At 62.9% G+C, this 18,053-nt stretch carries 18 protein-coding genes; 14 read left to right on the top strand and 4 right to left on the bottom strand.

Translation table 11 applies throughout. From position 1 onward, the window contains the following. The first annotated feature begins 74 nt into the window (after positions 1-74). The 3 genes from sucC to brnQ all read left to right on the top strand — a co-directional run bounded on the left by sucC (position 75) and on the right by brnQ (position 3,815). Positions 75-1,241, top strand: a complete 1,167-nt coding sequence (gene sucC / locus IAE34_RS14440; RefSeq protein WP_200139640.1) for an ADP-forming succinate--CoA ligase subunit beta — start codon at positions 75-77, stop codon at positions 1,239-1,241. Continuing rightward, positions 1,241-2,125, top strand: a complete 885-nt coding sequence (sucD, locus tag IAE34_RS14435; protein WP_016393102.1) for a succinate--CoA ligase subunit alpha — start codon at positions 1,241-1,243, stop codon at positions 2,123-2,125. Before sucC ends, sucD begins: the two co-directional genes overlap by 1 nt. Before the next feature lie 376 nt (positions 2,126-2,501). Continuing rightward, positions 2,502-3,815 (top strand): branched-chain amino acid transport system II carrier protein, encoded by a 1,314-nt coding sequence (gene brnQ / locus IAE34_RS14430; protein ID WP_200139639.1) that lies wholly within the window; start codon positions 2,502-2,504, stop codon positions 3,813-3,815. 247 nt (positions 3,816-4,062) lie between these two features. Here brnQ and IAE34_RS14425 read toward each other — a convergent pair whose 3' ends face one another. Further along, positions 4,063-4,338 (bottom strand): hypothetical protein, encoded by a 276-nt coding sequence (locus IAE34_RS14425; protein ID WP_200139638.1) that lies wholly within the window; start codon positions 4,336-4,338, stop codon positions 4,063-4,065. Positions 4,339-4,490: 152 nt separating this feature from the next. Between IAE34_RS14425 and IAE34_RS14420 the strand changes: the two genes are divergently transcribed. The 5 genes from IAE34_RS14420 to IAE34_RS14400 all read left to right on the top strand — a co-directional run bounded on the left by IAE34_RS14420 (position 4,491) and on the right by IAE34_RS14400 (position 9,293). Continuing rightward, positions 4,491-4,982, top strand: coding sequence for a PaaI family thioesterase (locus IAE34_RS14420; protein WP_233631148.1), 492 nt, complete (start codon positions 4,491-4,493; stop codon positions 4,980-4,982). Then, complete coding sequence (locus tag IAE34_RS14415; RefSeq protein ID WP_200139637.1) at positions 4,979-5,437, top strand: PaaI family thioesterase; 459 nt, start codon at positions 4,979-4,981, stop codon at positions 5,435-5,437. The genes IAE34_RS14420 and IAE34_RS14415 overlap by 4 nt, the downstream gene beginning before the upstream one ends. An 86-nt stretch (positions 5,438-5,523) precedes the next feature. Continuing rightward, positions 5,524-7,431, top strand: a complete 1,908-nt coding sequence (gene htpG / locus IAE34_RS14410; RefSeq protein ID WP_200139636.1) for a molecular chaperone HtpG — start codon at positions 5,524-5,526, stop codon at positions 7,429-7,431. Positions 7,432-7,494: 63 nt separating this feature from the next. Then, the gene (locus IAE34_RS14405) at positions 7,495-8,220 is read left to right on the top strand and encodes a dienelactone hydrolase family protein (protein ID WP_200139635.1); all 726 of its coding nucleotides are present in this window, start codon (positions 7,495-7,497) and stop codon (positions 8,218-8,220) included. 68 nt (positions 8,221-8,288) lie between these two features. After that, positions 8,289-9,293, top strand: a complete 1,005-nt coding sequence (locus IAE34_RS14400) for an amidohydrolase family protein (RefSeq protein ID WP_200139634.1) — start codon at positions 8,289-8,291, stop codon at positions 9,291-9,293. Between the two features lie 66 nt (positions 9,294-9,359). Here the strand turns inward: IAE34_RS14400 and IAE34_RS14395 are convergent, their stop codons facing one another. Further along, the gene (locus tag IAE34_RS14395) at positions 9,360-10,055 is read right to left on the bottom strand and encodes a type 1 glutamine amidotransferase domain-containing protein (RefSeq protein WP_200139633.1); all 696 of its coding nucleotides are present in this window, start codon (positions 10,053-10,055) and stop codon (positions 9,360-9,362) included. Between the two features lie 351 nt (positions 10,056-10,406). Between IAE34_RS14395 and IAE34_RS14390 the strand changes: the two genes are divergently transcribed. The 6 genes from IAE34_RS14390 (at position 10,407) to IAE34_RS14365 (ending at position 16,136) form a co-directional block, all read left to right on the top strand. Next, positions 10,407-10,721, top strand: a complete 315-nt coding sequence (locus IAE34_RS14390; protein ID WP_200139632.1) for a DUF3077 domain-containing protein — start codon at positions 10,407-10,409, stop codon at positions 10,719-10,721. A gap of 144 nt (positions 10,722-10,865) precedes the next feature. Then, positions 10,866-11,372, top strand: coding sequence for a hypothetical protein (locus tag IAE34_RS14385; RefSeq protein WP_200139631.1), 507 nt, complete (start codon positions 10,866-10,868; stop codon positions 11,370-11,372). A gap of 200 nt (positions 11,373-11,572) precedes the next feature. Beyond that, positions 11,573-12,832 carry a cytosine permease gene (codB, locus tag IAE34_RS14380; protein WP_200139630.1) on the top strand — a complete coding sequence of 420 codons (1,260 nt, stop codon included), beginning with the start codon at positions 11,573-11,575 and terminating at the stop codon, positions 12,830-12,832. Next, positions 12,829-14,046: a PucR family transcriptional regulator gene (locus IAE34_RS14375; protein ID WP_200139629.1), complete on the top strand. Its 1,218-nt coding sequence runs from the start codon at positions 12,829-12,831 to the stop codon at positions 14,044-14,046. Before codB ends, IAE34_RS14375 begins: the two co-directional genes overlap by 4 nt. 4 nt (positions 14,047-14,050) lie before the next feature. Beyond that, positions 14,051-15,292 carry a cytosine deaminase gene (gene codA, locus IAE34_RS14370; RefSeq protein WP_200139628.1) on the top strand — a complete coding sequence of 414 codons (1,242 nt, stop codon included), beginning with the start codon at positions 14,051-14,053 and terminating at the stop codon, positions 15,290-15,292. A 100-nt stretch (positions 15,293-15,392) separates the two neighbouring features. After that, complete coding sequence (locus tag IAE34_RS14365; RefSeq protein ID WP_200139627.1) at positions 15,393-16,136, top strand: hypothetical protein; 744 nt, start codon at positions 15,393-15,395, stop codon at positions 16,134-16,136. 50 nt (positions 16,137-16,186) lie between these two features. Here the strand turns inward: IAE34_RS14365 and fabB are convergent, their stop codons facing one another. Further along, positions 16,187-17,407 (bottom strand): beta-ketoacyl-ACP synthase I, encoded by a 1,221-nt coding sequence (gene fabB, locus IAE34_RS14360; protein ID WP_200139626.1) that lies wholly within the window; start codon positions 17,405-17,407, stop codon positions 16,187-16,189. Between the two features lie 11 nt (positions 17,408-17,418). Continuing rightward, positions 17,419-17,934, bottom strand: coding sequence for a 3-hydroxyacyl-[acyl-carrier-protein] dehydratase FabA (gene fabA / locus IAE34_RS14355; RefSeq protein ID WP_200139625.1), 516 nt, complete (start codon positions 17,932-17,934; stop codon positions 17,419-17,421). Positions 17,935-18,053: the final 119 nt, after the last annotated feature.

The following is an 18,053-nucleotide window of genomic DNA, read 5'->3' as shown; positions in this document are numbered from 1 at the left end:
AACGGTCACAGGTGGCGCGGCGCTGGAAACAGCGCAGCGCCGAAGCGCAGTACCTAACGAAGACGGTATAAAGCATGAATCTTCACGAGTATCAGGGCAAACAGCTGTTCGCTGAGTACGGCCTGCCAGTTTCCAAGGGTTTCGCGGTCGATACCCCTGAACAAGCCGCAGAAGCCTGCGACAAGATCGGCGGTTCCGAGTGGGTGGTCAAAGCCCAGGTTCACGCCGGTGGTCGCGGCAAGGCGGGTGGCGTCAAGCTGGTTCGCAGCAGGGAAGACGCCAAGGCGTTCGCTGCACAGTGGCTGGGCAAGAACCTGGTCACCTACCAGACCGATGCCAATGGTCAGCCAGTTTCCAAGATCCTGGTCGAATCCTGCACTGACATCGCCAAAGAGCTGTACCTGGGCGCTGTAGTGGACCGTTCGAGCCGCCGCATCGTGTTCATGGCCTCCACCGAAGGTGGCGTGGACATCGAGAAAGTCGCCCACGACACTCCCGAGAAGATCCTCAAGGCCACCATCGATCCGCTGGTCGGCGCTCAGCCGTTCCAGGGTCGCGAGCTGGCGTTCCAGCTGGGCCTGGAAGGCAAGCAGGTGCAGCAATTCGCCAAGATCTTCGTCGGTCTGGCCAAGCTGTTCAAGGACCACGACCTGGCCCTGCTGGAAGTCAACCCGCTGGTGATCAAGGCCGACGGCGACCTGCACTGCCTCGATGCCAAGATCAACATCGACGCCAACGCCATGTACCGTCAGCCCAAGCTGAAGACCTTCCACGATCCGTCGCAGGACGACGCCCGTGAAGCCCACGCGGCCAAGTTCGAGCTGAACTACGTGGCGCTGGAAGGCAACATCGGCTGCATGGTCAACGGTGCCGGTCTGGCCATGGGTACCATGGACATCGTCAACCTGCACGGCGGCAAGCCAGCCAACTTCCTCGACGTCGGTGGCGGTGCCACCAAAGAGCGCGTGACCGAAGCGTTCAAGATCATTCTGTCCGACAGCAACGTCGCGGCCGTTCTGGTCAACATCTTCGGCGGCATCGTGCGCTGCGACATGATTGCCGAAGGCATCATCGGTGCAGTCAAGGAAGTCGGCGTGAAAGTGCCGGTCGTCGTTCGCCTCGAAGGCAACAACGCCGAACTGGGCGCTAAAGTACTGGCAGAAAGCGGTTTGAACATCATTGCTGCAACCAGCCTGACCGACGCTGCTCAACAAGTTGTCAAAGCTGCGGAGGGCAAGTAATGAGCGTCCTGATCAATAAAGACACCAAAGTCATCTGCCAGGGCTTCACCGGCTCGCAGGGTACCTTCCACTCCGAGCAGGCGATCGCCTACGGCACCAAGATGGTCGGCGGCGTCACCCCAGGCAAGGGTGGCACCACCCACCTGGGCCTGCCGGTGTTCAACACCGTCAAGGAAGCGGTCGAGGCCACTGGCGCCGACGCTTCGGTGATCTACGTTCCGGCGCCGTTCTGCAAGGACTCCATCCTGGAAGCGGCCTTCGGCGGCATCAAGCTGATCGTCTGCATCACCGAGGGCATCCCGACCCTCGACATGCTGGATGCCAAGGTCAAGTGCGACGAGCTGGGCGTGACCCTGATCGGCCCCAACTGCCCAGGCGTCATCACCCCGGGCGAGTGCAAGATCGGCATCATGCCCGGTCACATCCACCTGCCAGGCAAGGTCGGTATCGTGTCGCGCTCCGGCACCCTGACCTATGAAGCGGTCAAGCAGACCACCGACGCCGGCTTCGGCCAGTCGACCTGCGTCGGTATCGGCGGCGACCCGATTCCAGGCTCGAACTTCATCGACATCCTGAAGCTGTTCCAGGAAGATCCGAAGACCGAGGCGATCGTCATGATCGGCGAGATCGGCGGTTCCGCTGAAGAAGAAGCCGCCGCCTACATCAAGGCCAACGTGACCAAGCCCGTGGTGTCCTACATCGCAGGCGTGACCGCTCCGGCGGGCAAGCGCATGGGCCACGCGGGCGCCATCATCTCCGGCGGTAAAGGCACTGCAGACGAGAAATTCGCTGCACTGCAGGACGCCGGCGTGAAGACCGTGCGTTCCCTGGCTGACATCGGCAAGGCCCTGGCCGAGCTGACGGGTTGGGAAGCCAAGAAGTAAGCAGCACGCTTTACCCCCCCCACGCGCACAGAGGCCACCTTCGGGTGGCCTTTGTCGTTTCTGGGCGAGGATCATCAACCAAGACTTTTCCATCGGCGCTATAGGAATTCTCACACAGAAAATTTCTTAAAGTCCGACATAATTCGGACGTCTCCCATTCACAGAGACGACAAGCATGTACGTACATCGGACACAGGGCACCCTTACAGTGCGTTTCTTGAGCAAATTCTGTACTCTACGCGCCTACTTTGTGCCCGTGCCCCAAAAGGGAACGACACGCTAAACGGGTCTGGCTCATGACGCCGGGCAGCATTTCCGCCATCCATGTGGGAATCCCCTCTCGAACCCCGATTTCAGCAGTGTGGTACTTCCTTAAATGAAAGTGTTAAAAGGCCAGGACATCCTGGCGCTTGGCTTCATGACGTTCGCGCTTTTCGTCGGCGCGGGCAATATCATCTTCCCGCCCATCGTGGGCCTGCAATCCGGCCCGCACGTGTGGATGGCTGCCCTGGGCTTCCTGGTGACCGCCGTCGGCCTGCCGGTCATCACCGTCGTGGCGCTGGCCAAGGTCGGTGGCGGCATGGATGCCCTGAGCAGCCCGATCGGCAAGTTCTTCGGCGGCCTGCTGGCTGCGGTCTGCTACCTGTCGGTCGGGCCATTGTTCGCCACGCCGCGTACCGCCACCGTGTCCTTCGAGGTCGGCGTCGCGCCGTTGACCGGCGAGAGCCCGATCGCGCTGTTCATCTATAGCCTGGTGTATTTCGCCGTGGTGCTCGCCGTGTCGATGTACCCCGGCAAGCTGCTCGACACCGTCGGGCGCTTCCTCGCTCCGCTGAAGATCATCGCGCTGGCGGTGCTGGGCGTCGCGGCCTTCATGGCGCCCGCCGGTGGCATGGGCGAGGCGCAGCCGGCATATGCCGCTGCGGCGTTTTCCAAAGGCTTCGCCGATGGCTATCTGACCATGGACACCCTCGGCGCACTGGTCTTCGGGATCGTCATCGTCAATGCTATTCGCTCGCGCGGGGTCGAGTCGCCGCAATTGATCACCCGCTACGCCATCATCGCTGGCCTGATCGCCGGTGTGGGGCTGGCACTGGTGTACATCAGCCTGTTCCGCCTGGGCGCCGGCAGCCACGAGATCGCGGCTGGAGCCAGCAACGGCGCAGCCGTGCTGCATGCCTATGTGCAGCATACCTTCGGCTCGCTGGGCAGTGGTTTCCTCGCCGTACTGATCGCCCTGGCGTGCCTGGTGACTGCCGTGGGCCTGACATGCGCCTGCGCCGAGTACTTCAGCCAATTGCTGCCGTTGTCGTACCGCGCACTGGTGGTGATCCTGGCCGGGTTCTCCTTGCTGGTGTCGAACCTGGGCCTGACCAAGCTGATCATGTTCTCGATTCCGGTGCTCACCGCCATCTATCCACCGTGCATCGTGGTGGTAGGCCTGAGCTTCGTCAAAGACCTGTGGAATTCGCCGGCCCGCATCCTGGCGCCGGTGATGCTGGTCTCGCTGGTGTTCGGCATCGTCGATGCCATTAAAGGCAGCGATATCGCGCATGTCCTGCCTGAGTTCATGGCTCACCTGCCGCTGAGCGACCAGGGTCTGGCGTGGCTGCTGCCCTCTGTCGTCACCTTGGGCGCTGCCGTGGTGTTCGACCGCCTGCTGGGCAAGCCCCAAGAAGCGTTGGCCTGACGGTCGATGCACTTGGCCTAGGGCTGAAAACCGCAAGCCTTCAGTAACCTTGAAGCCCTGTACTCCAAACGCGTACAGGGCTTTTTCATGTGGGTTTGAAACAACCCATCAGCGTGTCGCTCGGGCAACTGCAAGTTGCAGGATGCGGCCGATGGGAAGTTGGCTTGCAGTGGCTGAAGCGTTTCACTTTTCCAACTAGCGCGCATAAAAAAACCCGACCAGGTCGGGTTTTTTCATACCAGGCGAATTACTGCTTGGCAGGTTCTGCAGGCGCGGTGGTCGGCGCTGGGTTGGCCGGCTGCGATTCCTCGACGGCTTTCTGCTGCGCTTCGGCCTGATCTTTGGCAGCTTCGGCGTTTTCCTTGGCGGCGTCGTTCACTTTATCCTGAGCTTCGCCCATCTTCTCCTGGGCTTGCTCGGCGTGTTTCTGTGCGTCCTGGGCCTTATCTTCGCTCGACTTGTCGCAAGCAGCCAGACCCATGGCAGCGGCCAGCATCAGAGCAAAAGCAAAAGGTTTACGCATGGGATGTTTCTCCTTGGTGGAATAAGTGAGTTGAAACCTTCGAGTTCGGCCGTGGGCGAGAAGTTCAATGGTTGCCGAAGATATATAAACTTTCGTGTGGACTCGACTTTTCAGCGTGTTCCAGGTGCAGTTCCAACGGTAGAGGTCCGAGCATGAACCGATCGGCGACCCCGCAGGATCCCCTGACCCAGATGGCCCACCGATTCCTGTCGGCAATCCGCCATTGCCAGCACTTGGGCATGCAGGTGCATCAGGCGGACGGGGAGGGCATGACACTGATGCTGCCATGGTCGGACCTGCTGGTGGGTGATCCGCACACGGGTGCGGTCCATGGCGGAGTGCTGGCCACGCTGATGGACACCGCCTGCGGTATGGCCACGCTGTGTGCGTTGCCACGGTTCGAGGTGTGCCCGACCCTCGACCTGCGTATCGACTACCTGCGCCCGGCCAAACCCGGGGTGGCTCTTTATGGCCATGCATGCTGCTATCGCATCACGCCCGAGGTCATCTTCACCCGCGGGTTCGCCTATCAGGACAATGCGCAGGAGACGCTTTGCCAAGTGGTCGGGACCTTCATGCGGCTCGGCGGGCAGGCACGGGGCGGGCTGAACTTCGCCAGCGCGGAGCAGGGCGGTGAGGCATGACTGTCCAAGCGTTTCATCAGCAGCTGCAGGAGGCCCACGCCCATGGCGATTACGCCGGGCTACTGGCCATGATTCCCTACGCCAAGCTGATCGGCCTGCAATGCCAGCGGCAGGACGCTGACCTGCTGTTCTGCCTTCCAGCCCACCCGGACAACATCGGCAACCCGCTGCTGCCGGCCATCCATGGTGGCGTGCTGGCCGGTTTCATGGAACTGTCGGCGACGCTGCACGTGCTGGTCTGCAGTCAGAGCCCGAGCCTTCCCGAGGTCATCGACTTCTCCATCGACTACTTGTGCGCTGCGCGCCATCGCGACACATTCGCCCGCTGCCAGGTGCAGCGCCAGGGTCGACGGGTGACCAATGTGGCGATCACGGCCTGGCAGGGCGATCCAGGCGCGCCAGTGGCCACGGCCAGGGCTCACTTGAAGATCGAGCCGCAAGCGCCCTTGAAATAGTCGGGCCTGCCCCCATCTGTTGAACATCCGCCCGGCCAGGCTCGACGCCTCGGGTGCAATGACCAACAGATCGGAGTTTGAAGACGATGAGTGTGGAGACTCAAAAAGAAACCCTGGGCTTCCAGACCGAGGTGAAGCAGTTGCTGCACCTCATGATCCATTCGCTGTACTCGAACAAGGAGATCTTCCTGCGCGAACTGATCTCCAACGCTTCCGATGCCGCCGACAAGCTGCGTTTCGAAGCCCTGGCCAACCCCGAATTGCTCGAGGGCGATGCCGATCTGAAGATTCGCCTGAGCTTCGACAAGGAAGCCGGCACCGTCACCCTGGAAGACAACGGCATCGGCATGAGCCGCGCCGACGTGATCGCTCACCTGGGGACCATCGCCAAGTCCGGCACCGCCGACTTCATGAAGAACCTCACGGGCGACCAGAAAAAGGATTCGCACCTCATCGGTCAATTCGGCGTGGGCTTCTATTCCGCGTTCATCGTCGCCGATCAGGTGGATGTCTACAGCCGTCGCGCCGGGCTGCCTGCCGCCGAGGGCGTGCACTGGTCGTCCAAGGGCGAAGGCGACTTCGAAGTAGCCACCGTCGATAAGCCGCAGCGCGGTACCCGCATCGTCCTGCACCTGAAGAAGGACGAGCAGGAGTTCGCCGATGGCTGGCGCCTGCGTAACGTGGTGAAGAAATACTCCGACCACATCGCCCTGCCGATCGAGTTGCCCAAGGAACAGCCTGCCCCAGCCGAAGGCGAGCAGCCGGCGGCCGAGGAGTGGGAGACCGTCAACCGTGCGAGCGCCCTGTGGACCCGTCCGCGTACCGAGATCAAGGACGAGGAGTACCAGGAGTTCTACAAGCACATCGGCCACGACTTCGAAAACCCTCTGGCCTGGAGCCACAACAAGGTCGAAGGCAAGCTGGAGTACAGCTCGCTGCTGTACGTGCCGGCGCGCGCGCCATTCGACCTGTACCAGCGTGAAGCGCCTCGCGGCCTGAAGCTCTATGTGCAGCGCGTGTTCATCATGGACCAGGCCGAGTCGTTCCTGCCGCTTTACCTGCGCTTCATCAAGGGCGTGGTCGACTCCAACGACCTGTCGCTCAACGTGTCCCGGGAAATCCTGCAGAAGGACCCGATCATCGATTCGATGAAGTCGGCCCTGACCAAGCGAGTCCTGGACATGCTCGAGAAGCTGGCGAAGAACGAACCCGAGCAGTACAAGGGCTTCTGGAAGAACTTCGGCCAGGTGCTCAAGGAAGGCCCGGCCGAAGACTTCGCCAACAAGGAGAAGATCGCCGGTCTGCTGCGCTTCGCCTCCACCCAGGACGAGAGCGGCGAGCAGAGCGTCAGCCTGGCCGATTACCTGGGCCGGGCCAAGGAGGGGCAGGACAAGATTTACTACCTCACCGGTGAATCCTACGCACAGGTCAAGAACAGCCCGCACCTGGAGGTCTTCCGCAAGAAGGGCATCGAAGTGCTGCTGCTCACCGACCGTATCGATGAGTGGCTGATGAGCTACCTCAGCGAGTTCGACGGCAAGACCTTCGTCGATGTCGCCCGTGGCGATCTGGACCTGGGTAGCCTGGACTCCGAAGAGGACAAGAAGGCTCAGGAAGAGGTTGCCAAGGACAAGGAAGGGCTGGTCGAGCGCCTGAAGGCCGCGCTGGGCGACAGCGTTGCCGAAGTGCGCGTGTCCCATCGCCTGACCGATTCGCCGGCGATCCTGGCCATCGGCGAGCAGGACCTGGGTCTGCAGATGCGCCAGATTCTCGAGGCGAGCGGGCAGAAGGTGCCGGATTCCAAGCCTATCTTCGAGTTCAATCCCAGCCATCCGCTGATCGAGAAGCTCGATCACGAGCAGAGCGAAGACCGCTTCGGCGAGCTGTCGCACATTCTGTTCGATCAGGCCGCGCTGGCGGCGGGCGACAGCCTCAAGGATCCGGCGGCGTACGTGCGGCGTCTGAACAAGCTGCTGGTGGAACTGTCTGCTTGATGTGATGCACCGCAAAGCCCGCTTCGGCGGGCTTTTCTTTTGCTACAGCCTGAGGAATGCATGATGAGCAAGGTAATCGTCGAGTCGTTGGTCTATCACCTTTCCGGGCGCAGCTACGAAAGCCGCCTGGTCTACGAGCCCGGTGCTGCGGCACGCCCGGCGCTGGTGATGGCACCGAACTGGATGGGTATCGGCGAAGTGGCCGAGCGCACCGCCAGGGAAGTGGCCGAGCAGGGCTACGTGGTCTTGCTTGCCGACCTGTACGGGCAGGGTGTACGCCCGTCGAATGCCGAGGAGGCCGGGGCGGCCATGATGCCGCTGAAAAATGACCGTGGCGAGTTGCGCAAGCGCATGCAGGAGGCCCTGGCGCAACTGCTCGGTCAGTCCAAGGCGCTGCTGACCCCTGGCCAGGCGGGCGCATTCGGCTTCTGCTTCGGTGGCTGCTGCGCGCTCGAGCTGGCTCGCGCCGGTGCCGATCTCAAAGCCGCCGTATCCTTCCACGGCACGCTCGACACCCCCGATCCTGAAGACGGCAAGCGTATCAAGGGCTCGGTGCTGGTGCTTCACGGGGCCGCCGACCCACTGGTGCCTGCCGAACAATTGCCGGCGTTCGAGGCGGAGATGAACGCCGCCAAGGTGGACTGGCAATTGACCAGCTACGGCGGCGCGGCGCATTCCTTCACCGACCCCACGGCCAATGTGCCAGGCAAGATGCAGTACGATCGGCGTACCTCCGAGCGTGCTTTCCGCTCGATGTACAATCTGCTCGAGGAAGTGTTCAAGGCGTGAGCGCAGGGTGAACAATCGGATCGTCGCGACGGTCTACGCTGTTCCGATCGTCACCAGGACACTGCACCATGCTCGCCAGCGCACTGGCTTTCCTTCTTGTTGGCGCGAGCCTGAGCCCTGCGGCGCAGGCCCGCGAATACCGCTACAGCGATGCTCACCTGCACTACGTGGATTTCTTCCAGGAGAGCGAGGGTATGCCGGCGCTGCTGCGGGCCATGGACGAGGCTGGCGTCGAGCACGCGATGATTTCCGGGATCCCGGTCGCCAAGAAATGGCACGAGGACGAGCCCAAGCGTCCGCGCTACTATGCCGGGGATGACGCCGAAGCCTATTGGTTCAGCGCCACCGACATCCATGTGGTCGCTGCCCTGCAAGCGCTCCCTACGTCTGAACGCAAGCGCTTTCATCCGTTTCTGTCGGGCATCAATCCTGTGGACAAGAATGCCGTGAACCATGTGCAGCGCATGCTCGAGCTGTACCCTGACTTCTGGCAGGGCATTGGCGAGATCTTCACTCGCCATGACGACCTCACCGCCCTGACCAGTGGCGACACGCCGCGTGCCAACAACGAGGCGATGGCGCGGATCTACCACCTGGCGGCCGAGCGTGACCTGCCGGTGCTGGTGCATTCCAACATCACCTCCAAGCGTGAGCGAAACCCGCTGTACCTGGCGGAGATCGAAGAGCCGCTACGTGATCATCCACATACCCGCTTCATCTGGGCGCATGCGGGTACCAGCCTGGAGATCCATCGCCATCAGCAGCAGATGGACTTCATCCTGCCGACGCTGGAGCGCCTGCTGCAGACCTATCCGAACTTGTACATCGATCTCTCCTGGAGCATGCGCCAGCCTTACCTGCTCGACGAGCAAGGCAAGCCTCGCCAGGCTTGGCTGGCCTTGGTGGAGCGTTACGCGGATCGATTCATGTTGGGATCGGATGTGGTCGGTCGGTTCGCCAGCATCGGTGAGCAGATGCATGGTTTCGATGCCTTCCTGGATGCGTTGCCCGAGGCGGTGGCGCGCAAGGTCGCTCGGGATAACTTTCTGGCGGTCCTTCCCAAGGGTAAATGAGCGGCCGCATCGAATCCTGATGGGCGCCGAGCCGGGTCTTAGGGGCCGGCCCGGCGCCAGTGCGGATCAGGCTCCGGGTTCCTCGGCCAATCGGTCGAGCAGGGCCTTGGCGGCCGCCTCCGACGAAGCCGGGTTCTGCCCGGTGATCAGGTGCTCGTCTTCGACCACGTAACTGGCCCAGTCGGCACCTTTGGAGTATTCGCCACCGTTGGCCTCGAGCACGTCCTGAACCAGGAACGGCACCACCTGGGTCAGCCCGACGGCGTATTCCTCGCTGTTGCTGAAGCCGGTCACGCGCTTGCCTTTGACGATCGAATCGCCCGAGGGGGTCTTGGCCTGCTTGAACACCCCAGGAGCATGGCACACGGCCGCAATCGGCTTGTTGGAGGCATACAGGGTTTCCAGCAGGGTGATCGAATGCTTGTCCTGGGCCAGGTCCCAGAGCGGGCCGTGACCGCCGGGATAGAACACGGCATCGAAATCGTAGGGGTCGATCTCGTGCAGTGGAACGGTATCGGCCAGGGCCATCTGCGCCTGGGTGTCGCCCTGGAAGCGGCGCGTGGCCTCGGTCTGGGCATCGGGCTCGTCGCTCTTCGGATCCAGCGGCGGTTGCCCGCCCTTGGGCGAGGCGAGCGTGATCTGCGCCTGTGCGTCGATGAACACGTAGTAGGGTGCAGCGAACTCTTCCAGCCAGAAACCGGTGGGCTTACCGGTATCACCGAGTTGGTCGTGGGATGTCAGCACCATCAAGATATTTTTCATAGGGGCAGTCCTTCGGATCTCCGTCGGGCAGCGCGGCATTCGCCCTGCATTAGTCTGTGAGGTTCGAGGGCAGGCGACGTTCCATCCGTGTGCTTTTCACTCAGGTTTTCGAGGAATCTGGGGGTGATCCCGAGAATCTTCCGAGTGTTGCGTAAGGTCTTTCCTAGGGGTGGGGTTTCCCCGTGTGGCGCCATTGCGCGGACGCGGCGCTGCTCCTAGGCTCTGACTGCTCGCTGCCTCCGTTCGCCTGACATGGCCCACGGGCAGAGACGCACGCCGGGTCGCGTGGGTCTGGTCGTGTCAGGCGTGCGGAGGTGGCGAGCTCTTTTTCCAATCACCTCAGGAGGCGATATGTCCCACGACGATCAATCCAGCAAAGGGCCGGGCCTCAAGGTGGTCAGCGGTATCGACCGCCTGCAGCGAAGGCCGCGCATGAACTGGGTACAGGCCATACCCGGCCTGCCAGCCAAGGACGCGCTCATGGAGATTTCCGCCATCATGAGTTGCGTGACCGAAATCACGCGTCGCGCCATCAACCATCCCAGCGAATCCGCCCCGTTGATGCGTGCCACTTATTACCTCAGTGGCATGACCAAGGCGATGATCGACGGGCAACTGGCGAGCCTGCGCGGCGAGCCGCCTCAAGGGGATGTGCCCACGGTCTGAACGCCTGGGGCGAGGGCCACTGGCCATTGCGGCGGGACCGCTGCTGTTCCTGCGATCGATCTCTCACTGCTTCCAGAGCGCCCGCTTGGGCTGGGCGGTTACACTATCCTCTAGGCACGATGAGCGATGGGGGAGGCGACCGGGATGCTCAATACACGCGAGACCATCACCTTCATGCGCCGGTACGGCGCGTGCGTGCTGCTGGCACACCTGTTGGCCCTTGGTGCTCTGACACTGGCGCTGGTTCGAGCAGCGCCCAGCACCTGGCGAGGTCACGAGCAGACGCTGCAGATCGCCTTCGGTGCAACCCTGATTGGCGCGCTGTTGGTGGGCATCGCCCTCAGGCTCGTCACCCGCGGACACCGGTGGGGGGTAGGGCTCAACGTCCTGGTTTTGCTGGCCTGCCTATTCACCAGCCTGGCGGGTGCCGGCAGAGCTGAGCAGCCCGTCGTTTTCTCACTGTCGGTCCTGGTGCCACTGGCGGGATTGCTGATTCTCAACACTCGACGTCACCGACAGGCCCTAAAGCGCTATGCCGTATTTCGCCGAGACCGGGCGCGTTGGGCCCTTGCGATGGCGATCGCCGCGCAGAAGGGCATCGACCTGGATCAGCACATCGCGCGTGTTCTGAACGACACCGCTCGAAGCTGATCCCGAGTGACACGCGAAGGTGCACGCGCGCCCCAAAACAGGCTATAACGCCCACTCTGCTCGCTCGTTTTCGCTAGTCATTGTGCAGGTTGCACACGATGGTGATCGAATCCGCCCGGTTTTTCGGCGCCTGGACGCAATCGGGATCCGGCCCGCATCTTGCTCTACCTGCTGAAGCACTCAACCAGGACTGTTTCATCATGAGCTCAACCGGCGAATTCCCCTTGACCGAAGCCCCTGCCAATGCGCGTAAAGGCCTGCTGCCCATTGCCACGGTGCTGTTCAGTTTCACGTTCTTCACCGGCACCATGTTCGCAGGGGGCAAGCTGGGCATGGCCTTCGATTTCGTCGACATGCTGTGGATTGCCGCCCTTGGCAATACCCTGTTGGCACTCTATGCCGCGGGCCTGGCGTTCATCGCTTCGCGCAGCGGTCTGAACACCGTGTTGATGGGACGGTTCTGTTTCGGCGAAGCGGGCAGCCGGTTGTCCGACGTGCTGCTGGGTTTCGCTGAACTGGGGTGGTATGCCTGGGGCACCGCGACGGTGGCCATCGTGCTGGTCAAGCTGCTGGGGTTGTCCGATGGCTACACGCTGCCGCTGATGGTGCTGTTCGGACTGGGCTTCAGCATCACCGCCATCATCGGCTTCCGAGGATTGAACGGGCTCTCGCGGATTTCGGTGCCGCTGATGTTCGTCCTGCTGGTGATCTCGATGGTCATTGCCACCCGCCAGGCCGGTGGCCTTGCCGGCCTGCTGGCGGTGATGCCCCACGAGACCCTGAGCTTCTCGGCCGCCGTGACCATGGTCTTCGGCACCTTCGCCAGTGGCGCCACGCAGGCGACCAACTGGACTCGCCTGTCGCGCAGCGGACAAATTGCAGTGACCGCCAGCGTGGTGGCCTTCCTGTTGGGCAACGGTCTGATGGTCGTGGCGGGGGCCTGGTGCGCCATGGTGTACCAGCAGGCCGACATCGTCGAGGTGATGATGCTGCAAGGATTGTCGTTCGCCGCAGTCGTGATGCTGTGCCTGAATCTGTGGACGATCCAGGGGCCGACGCTCTACAACGTCGCCGCCGCCAGCTGTCATCTGCTGCGCAGCGAGCGCCGGCGCACGGCCACGCTGGTCGCGGCCGGGCTGGGCATCCTGCTGGCGATCGGCGGTATGTACGAGTGGCTGATTCCGTTCCTGGTGCTGCTGGGGTCGGTCATTCCTCCGATCGGCGGTGTGATCATGGCCGACTTCTGGTATCGCCATCGCGGCCAGTACCCGACCCTGACGTCGGTGGATCTGCCGCGCTACAACGCGGCCGGGTTGTTCGCCTATGCCGTGGGCGCGGTGCTGGCCTACTGCTCGCCATGGGTGGCACCGCTGGTGGGAATCGGCGCGTCGGCTCTGTGCTACATCCTGGTGTTGCGCGTGCAGGCGCGCGCTCGCCCGGCCAACCAGGCCCGGACATGAGCCTGTCGCTGGAGCAATTGCTGGCGCTGCCCGGGCTGGAAGCGATGACTTTGCGCGCCGGTGCGCAGCAGTTGCAGCGGCGGGTACGCTGGCCTTACGTGGCGGAAAACGAGGGCATCGCCGAATGGGTGATGGGTGGCGAGCTGGTGTTCGTCACCGGCATCAACCATCCGCGTGGCCAGGGCAATTTGCTGAGCCTGCTCGAGGATGGCGACGCGGTCGGTATCGCCGGGTTGGTGATCCTCACCGGCGGCAGCTTCATCCAGCAGATCCCGGCTGCCGTGGTCGAACGGGCCGAGCAACTCGGGATGCCCCTGATCGAACAGCCCTACGCCTTGAAAATGGTGGTGGTGACTCACCTGATCGGAACGGCGCTGGTGCAGGGCGAGCAATGGCGCCGCTCGCGCGACGATCTGCTCGGCCAGTTGCTGACCGGCGACTATCCCAGCCTGGCCATCGTCCGTCAGCGCGCCGGTCACCTGCAACTTGCACTGGACGAGCCCCGGCGCGTCCTTGCCCTGCGGCTCGGTGCACCTGCCGAGCTGTTCGAGCGCCACTCGCCCAATCAGGCCGAGCGGACCTGGCAGCGTGCCCGGCAAAGGCTCGATGAGCAGTTGCAGGCGTGGTGCGAGCGGCAGTCCGGCGCGGTCATGGCCCAGTTGCCCGGTGAGCTGGCGGTGCTGTTGCTGCCGGACTCACCGGGGCTGCGTGCGAGCCTGGTCGCGCTGCATCGCCAACTGTCCCGTGCGGTGGACGGGTTGCACGTGGTCATGGGCCTGTCCAGCCTCGCACAAGGGTGCGCCAGTTACCGTCAGGCGCTGGGCGAGGCGCGCCAGGCACTCGAGGTGGCGCGCAGCCTGCGCCCGGCGATCGGATGGTGCGATTTCAGCGAGCTTGGGGTACTGCGTCTGCTGCAAGGGATCGCCGATCGTTCGCTGATCGACAGCTTTGTCGAGCAGACCCTGGGCGCCTTGCTCGAAAAGGGTCGCAAGCACCCGGACATGCTCATCCAGACCCTCGATGCACTGCTCAAGGCGCAGGGTAACGGCGTTCAGGCCGCGCAGTCCCTGGGCGTGCACCGCAACACCATCATCCAACGTATTCAACGCATCGAGCAGTTGAGCGGACAGTCGCTCGATGATCCGTATTTCCGCATGAATGCCTCAGTCGCGCTGCTGATCTGGCGCATGGGCGAAAGCCAAGGCAAGGAGTGATCACATGAACATCGTCAACGCCCGACTGCGAGGCAAACCCGGGCTGTTCAGCCTTCAGCTGGACGGCGAGCGCATCGCCGCCATCACGCCTCAGGCCGGAGTGCTCGCCGAGCTGGGGGGCGAGGGGATCGACGCTGCACAGAACCTGGTGACGGCGCCCTTCATCGAGCCGCACATTCATCTCGATGCGACCCTCACCGCCGGTGAGCCGCGCTGGAACATGAGCGGCACGCTGTTCGAAGGCATCGAATGCTGGGCCGAGCGCAAGGCTATCACCACCCACGAAGACATCAAGGCGCGCGCCAAGAAAACCATCGGCAGCCTGGTGGACCACGGCATCCAGCACGTGCGCACCCATGTCGATGTCACCGATCCGACCCTGGTGGCGCTCAAGGCGATGGTCGAGGTGCGGGATGAAGTCCGCCATCTGGTCGATCTGCAGATCGTCGCCTTTCCCCAGGAGGGCATCGAGTCGTACGCCAACGGGCGGGCGTTGATGACCGAGGCGGTGGCCCTGGGCGCCGATGTGGTCGGCGGCATCCCCCATTTCGAGAACACCCGAGACCAGGGCGTTTCATCGGTGAAATTTTTGATGGACCTCGCCGAGCGCACCGGCTGCCTGGTGGATGTGCATTGTGACGAGACCGACGACCCGCAGTCACGCTTTCTCGAAGTGTTGGCCGAAGAGGCCCGGGTGCGCGGCATGGGCGAGCGTGTGACTGCCAGCCATACGGTCGCCATGGGGTCCTACGACAACGCCTATTGCTACAAGCTGTTCCGGCTATTGAAGATGTCGGGCATCAACTTCGTGTCGTGTCCGACCGAGAGCATTCACCTGCAAGGACGCTTCGACAGCTTCCCGAAGCGTCGTGGCGTGACGCGCGTGGCCGAGCTCGACCGCGCTGGCCTGAACGTGTGTTTCGGCCAGGACTCGATCGTCGATCCGTGGTATCCGCTGGGCAACGGCAATATCCTGCGCGTGCTGGAAGCGGGTCTGCACATCTGCCACATGCTCGGCTACGAAGACCTGCAGCGTTCGCTGGATCTGATCACCGACAACAGCGCGCGCACCTTGAACCTGGGCGAGCGCTATGGCCTGGAGGTCGGCCGTCCGGCCAATCTGCTGGTGCTGTCGGCCGCCGATGACTATGAAATGGTGCGTAGTCAGGGGCAGGCGCTGGTGTCCATTCGTGCGGGCAAGGTGCTCATGCGGCGCACCCCGGCGCAGGTCGAGCGTTTCGCCTGAGGCGCGATTCGGGTGCTTGGCGCTTGCCTCGGCAAGCGTTACTTGGCACGCTTGGCCCCGGTCTTCGCCCGCGGATGCGGCGTCATAAGGAACCGTCAAGGTGAGCTGGGAAAAAGTCGGGAAAACCCTCGCAGGTCTGCTGGTCGTCGCAGGTGCCGTCACGGCGGTGTACATGTCGTTCAAGGATGATCGCGGTCTGGAGGCGTCCATCGCCTACCAGGCGTTGACCTACCCCAGCCAGTTCAACGAGCGCATCGGCCAGGCCCGCGAGCAGCTCAAGTACGAGCGGCTGTTCGCAGGCGTGGAGGCGGTGGCCAAGGGGGCGTTGAACCGTGATCAGGTCGAAGCGCTGGTGACCCAGGCGCAGACACCCTACATGCAGTTGTTCGCCAAACCGTTCGAAGCGGGCCTGGTGGATCATCGCACCGGTCTGTTCCTGACGCTGCGCAATACCAGCGACAAGCCGCTCAGCCAGGTGTACATCCGTTTGCCAGCCAAGGGGCTGGTGCAGGTGCGCGACGATGCCGGCGATGACAGCATCCCCGAAAAGGCCACCAACATCATTCAGATTCCCAGCATCGAGGCTGGGGGCGTGTGCCGGGTGTGGGTGTACTTCGACGCCGATTTTTCCCAGATCACTCAAGGCGGTATCAGCGTCGTTCACGCCGATGGCCCGGCGCGCCTGCAGTTCGTGCGTGAGGTCAGTGGTTTCCAGGCGCAGATGGCCCGGTATGGCCAGTGGCTGATCGCCGGCGCTGCCGGGCTGGGATTTGCGTTGCTGATCCTGGCCTACATCTGCGTGGGCCAGCGGCGCCGCTTGCGCCGTCTGCGCGAAACGCGCTGAAAACAAAACGCCCCGAACCAGTCGGGGCGTTTTGCTTCAACCGACGGGCCTTACTGGCCAGTCCAGCGCTTGAGTACCAAGGTGGCGTTGGTGCCGCCGAAGCCGAAGCTGTTGCTCATGACGGTATCGAGCTTGGCGTTTTCTTCGGTCTGGCGCAGCACCGGCAGGTCGGCCACTTCCGGGTCCAGTTCGTCGATGTTGGCGGAGCCGGCGATGAAGTTGTTTTCCATCATCAGCAGGCAGTAGATCGCCTCATGCACGCCGGCAGCGCCCAGGGAGTGACCCGAGAGGCTCTTGGTGGAGCTGATCTTCGGCGCGTTGCTGCCGAACACTTCACGCACGCCCTTCATCTCGGCGACATCGCCGACCGGGGTGGAGGTGCCGTGGGTGTTCAGGTAGTCGATGGGCGTGTCGACGGTCGACAGGGCCTGCTGCATGCAGCGGATGGCGCCTTCGCCACTCGGCGCGACCATGTCGTAGCCATCGGAGGTGGCGCCATAGCCGACGATCTCGGCGTAGATCTTGGCACCACGGGCCAGTGCGTGCTCGAGTTCCTCGACCACCACCATGCCGCCGCCGCCGGCGATGACGAAGCCGTCGCGGTCGGCGTCGTAGGCGCGCGAGGCGTGCACAGGATCATCGTTGCGCTTGGTCGACAGGGCACCCATGGCATCGAACAGGAACGACTGGCTCCAGTGCTCTTCTTCACCGCCACCGGCGAAGACGATGTCCTGCTTGCCCCACTGGATCTGCTCCAGGGCAGTACCGATGCAGTGTGCCGAGGTGGCGCAGGCCGACGAGATCGAGTAGTTGATACCCTTGATCTTGAACGGGGTGGCCAGGCAAGCCGAAACCGTGCTGCCCATGGTGCGGGTAACGCGGTAAGGGCCGACGCGCTTCACGCCTTTCTCGCGCAGGGTGTCCAGCGCTTCCATCTGGTTGAGTGTCGATGCGCCACCAGAGCCGGCCACCAGGCCCGTACGCGGGTTGGAGACCTGCTCTTCGGTGAGGCCGGCGTCCTTGATCGCGTCCTGCATGGCCAGGTAGGCGTAGGCGGCGGCGTGACCGACGAAGCGATAGACCTTGCGGTCGATCAGTTCTTCCAGGTTCAGGTCGATGGAGCCGGACACCTGACTCCGCAGCCCCATTTCCTTGTATTCCGGGTTGTAGCGAATACCCGGACGGCTGTTGCGCAGGCTTTCGGTGACGGTAGCTTTGTCATTGCCCAGGCACGAAACGATGCCCAGACCAGTGATAACGACGCGGCGCATGCGAATAACCCTTAGAAATTGTCAGTGGAGGTGAACACGCCGACCCGCAGGCCTTCGGCGGTGTAGATCTCGCGACCGTCGACGCTGACCGAGCCATCGGCGATGGCCATGTTCAGCTTGCCCTTCAGGACGCGCTTGATGTGGATGTTGTAGGTGACCTTCTTGGCGGTCGGCAGGACCTGGCCGAAGAATTTCACCTCGCCCGAGCCCAGCGCGCGGCCACGGCCCGGACGACCCTGCCAGCCGAGGAAGAAGCCGACCAGCTGCCACATGGCGTCGAGGCCAAGGCACCCTGGCATCACGGGATCGCCCTCGAAATGGCAGGCGAAGAACCACAGGTCCGGGTTGATATCCAGCTCAGCGACCAATTCACCTTTGCCGTACTTGCCGCCTTCCTCGCTGATGTGGGCGATGCGATCGACCATCAGCATGTTCGGGGCGGGCAGTTGCGCATTACCTGGGCCGAACAGCTCACCGCGACTGCAGCGCAGCAGGTCTTCCCGAGTAAAGGCGTGTTGTTTGGTCATGCGAGCTCCTCAATAACCCCCTGTGGCAGGGGATGAATCTTCCCGGCCGGTCTGGGATCCTACAGATACCAGAGCGGCAGCCTACAGGTAGACTATTGCGTTGGGGTGAAAGTCACAGT

The sequence above is a fragment of the Pseudomonas sp. S30 genome (assembly GCF_016518545.1).
GTDB lineage: Bacteria > Pseudomonadota > Gammaproteobacteria > Pseudomonadales > Pseudomonadaceae > Aquipseudomonas.
Note: the sequence above shows the minus strand (reverse complement) of the source record. Positions and strands in the feature narration are given on the sequence as shown.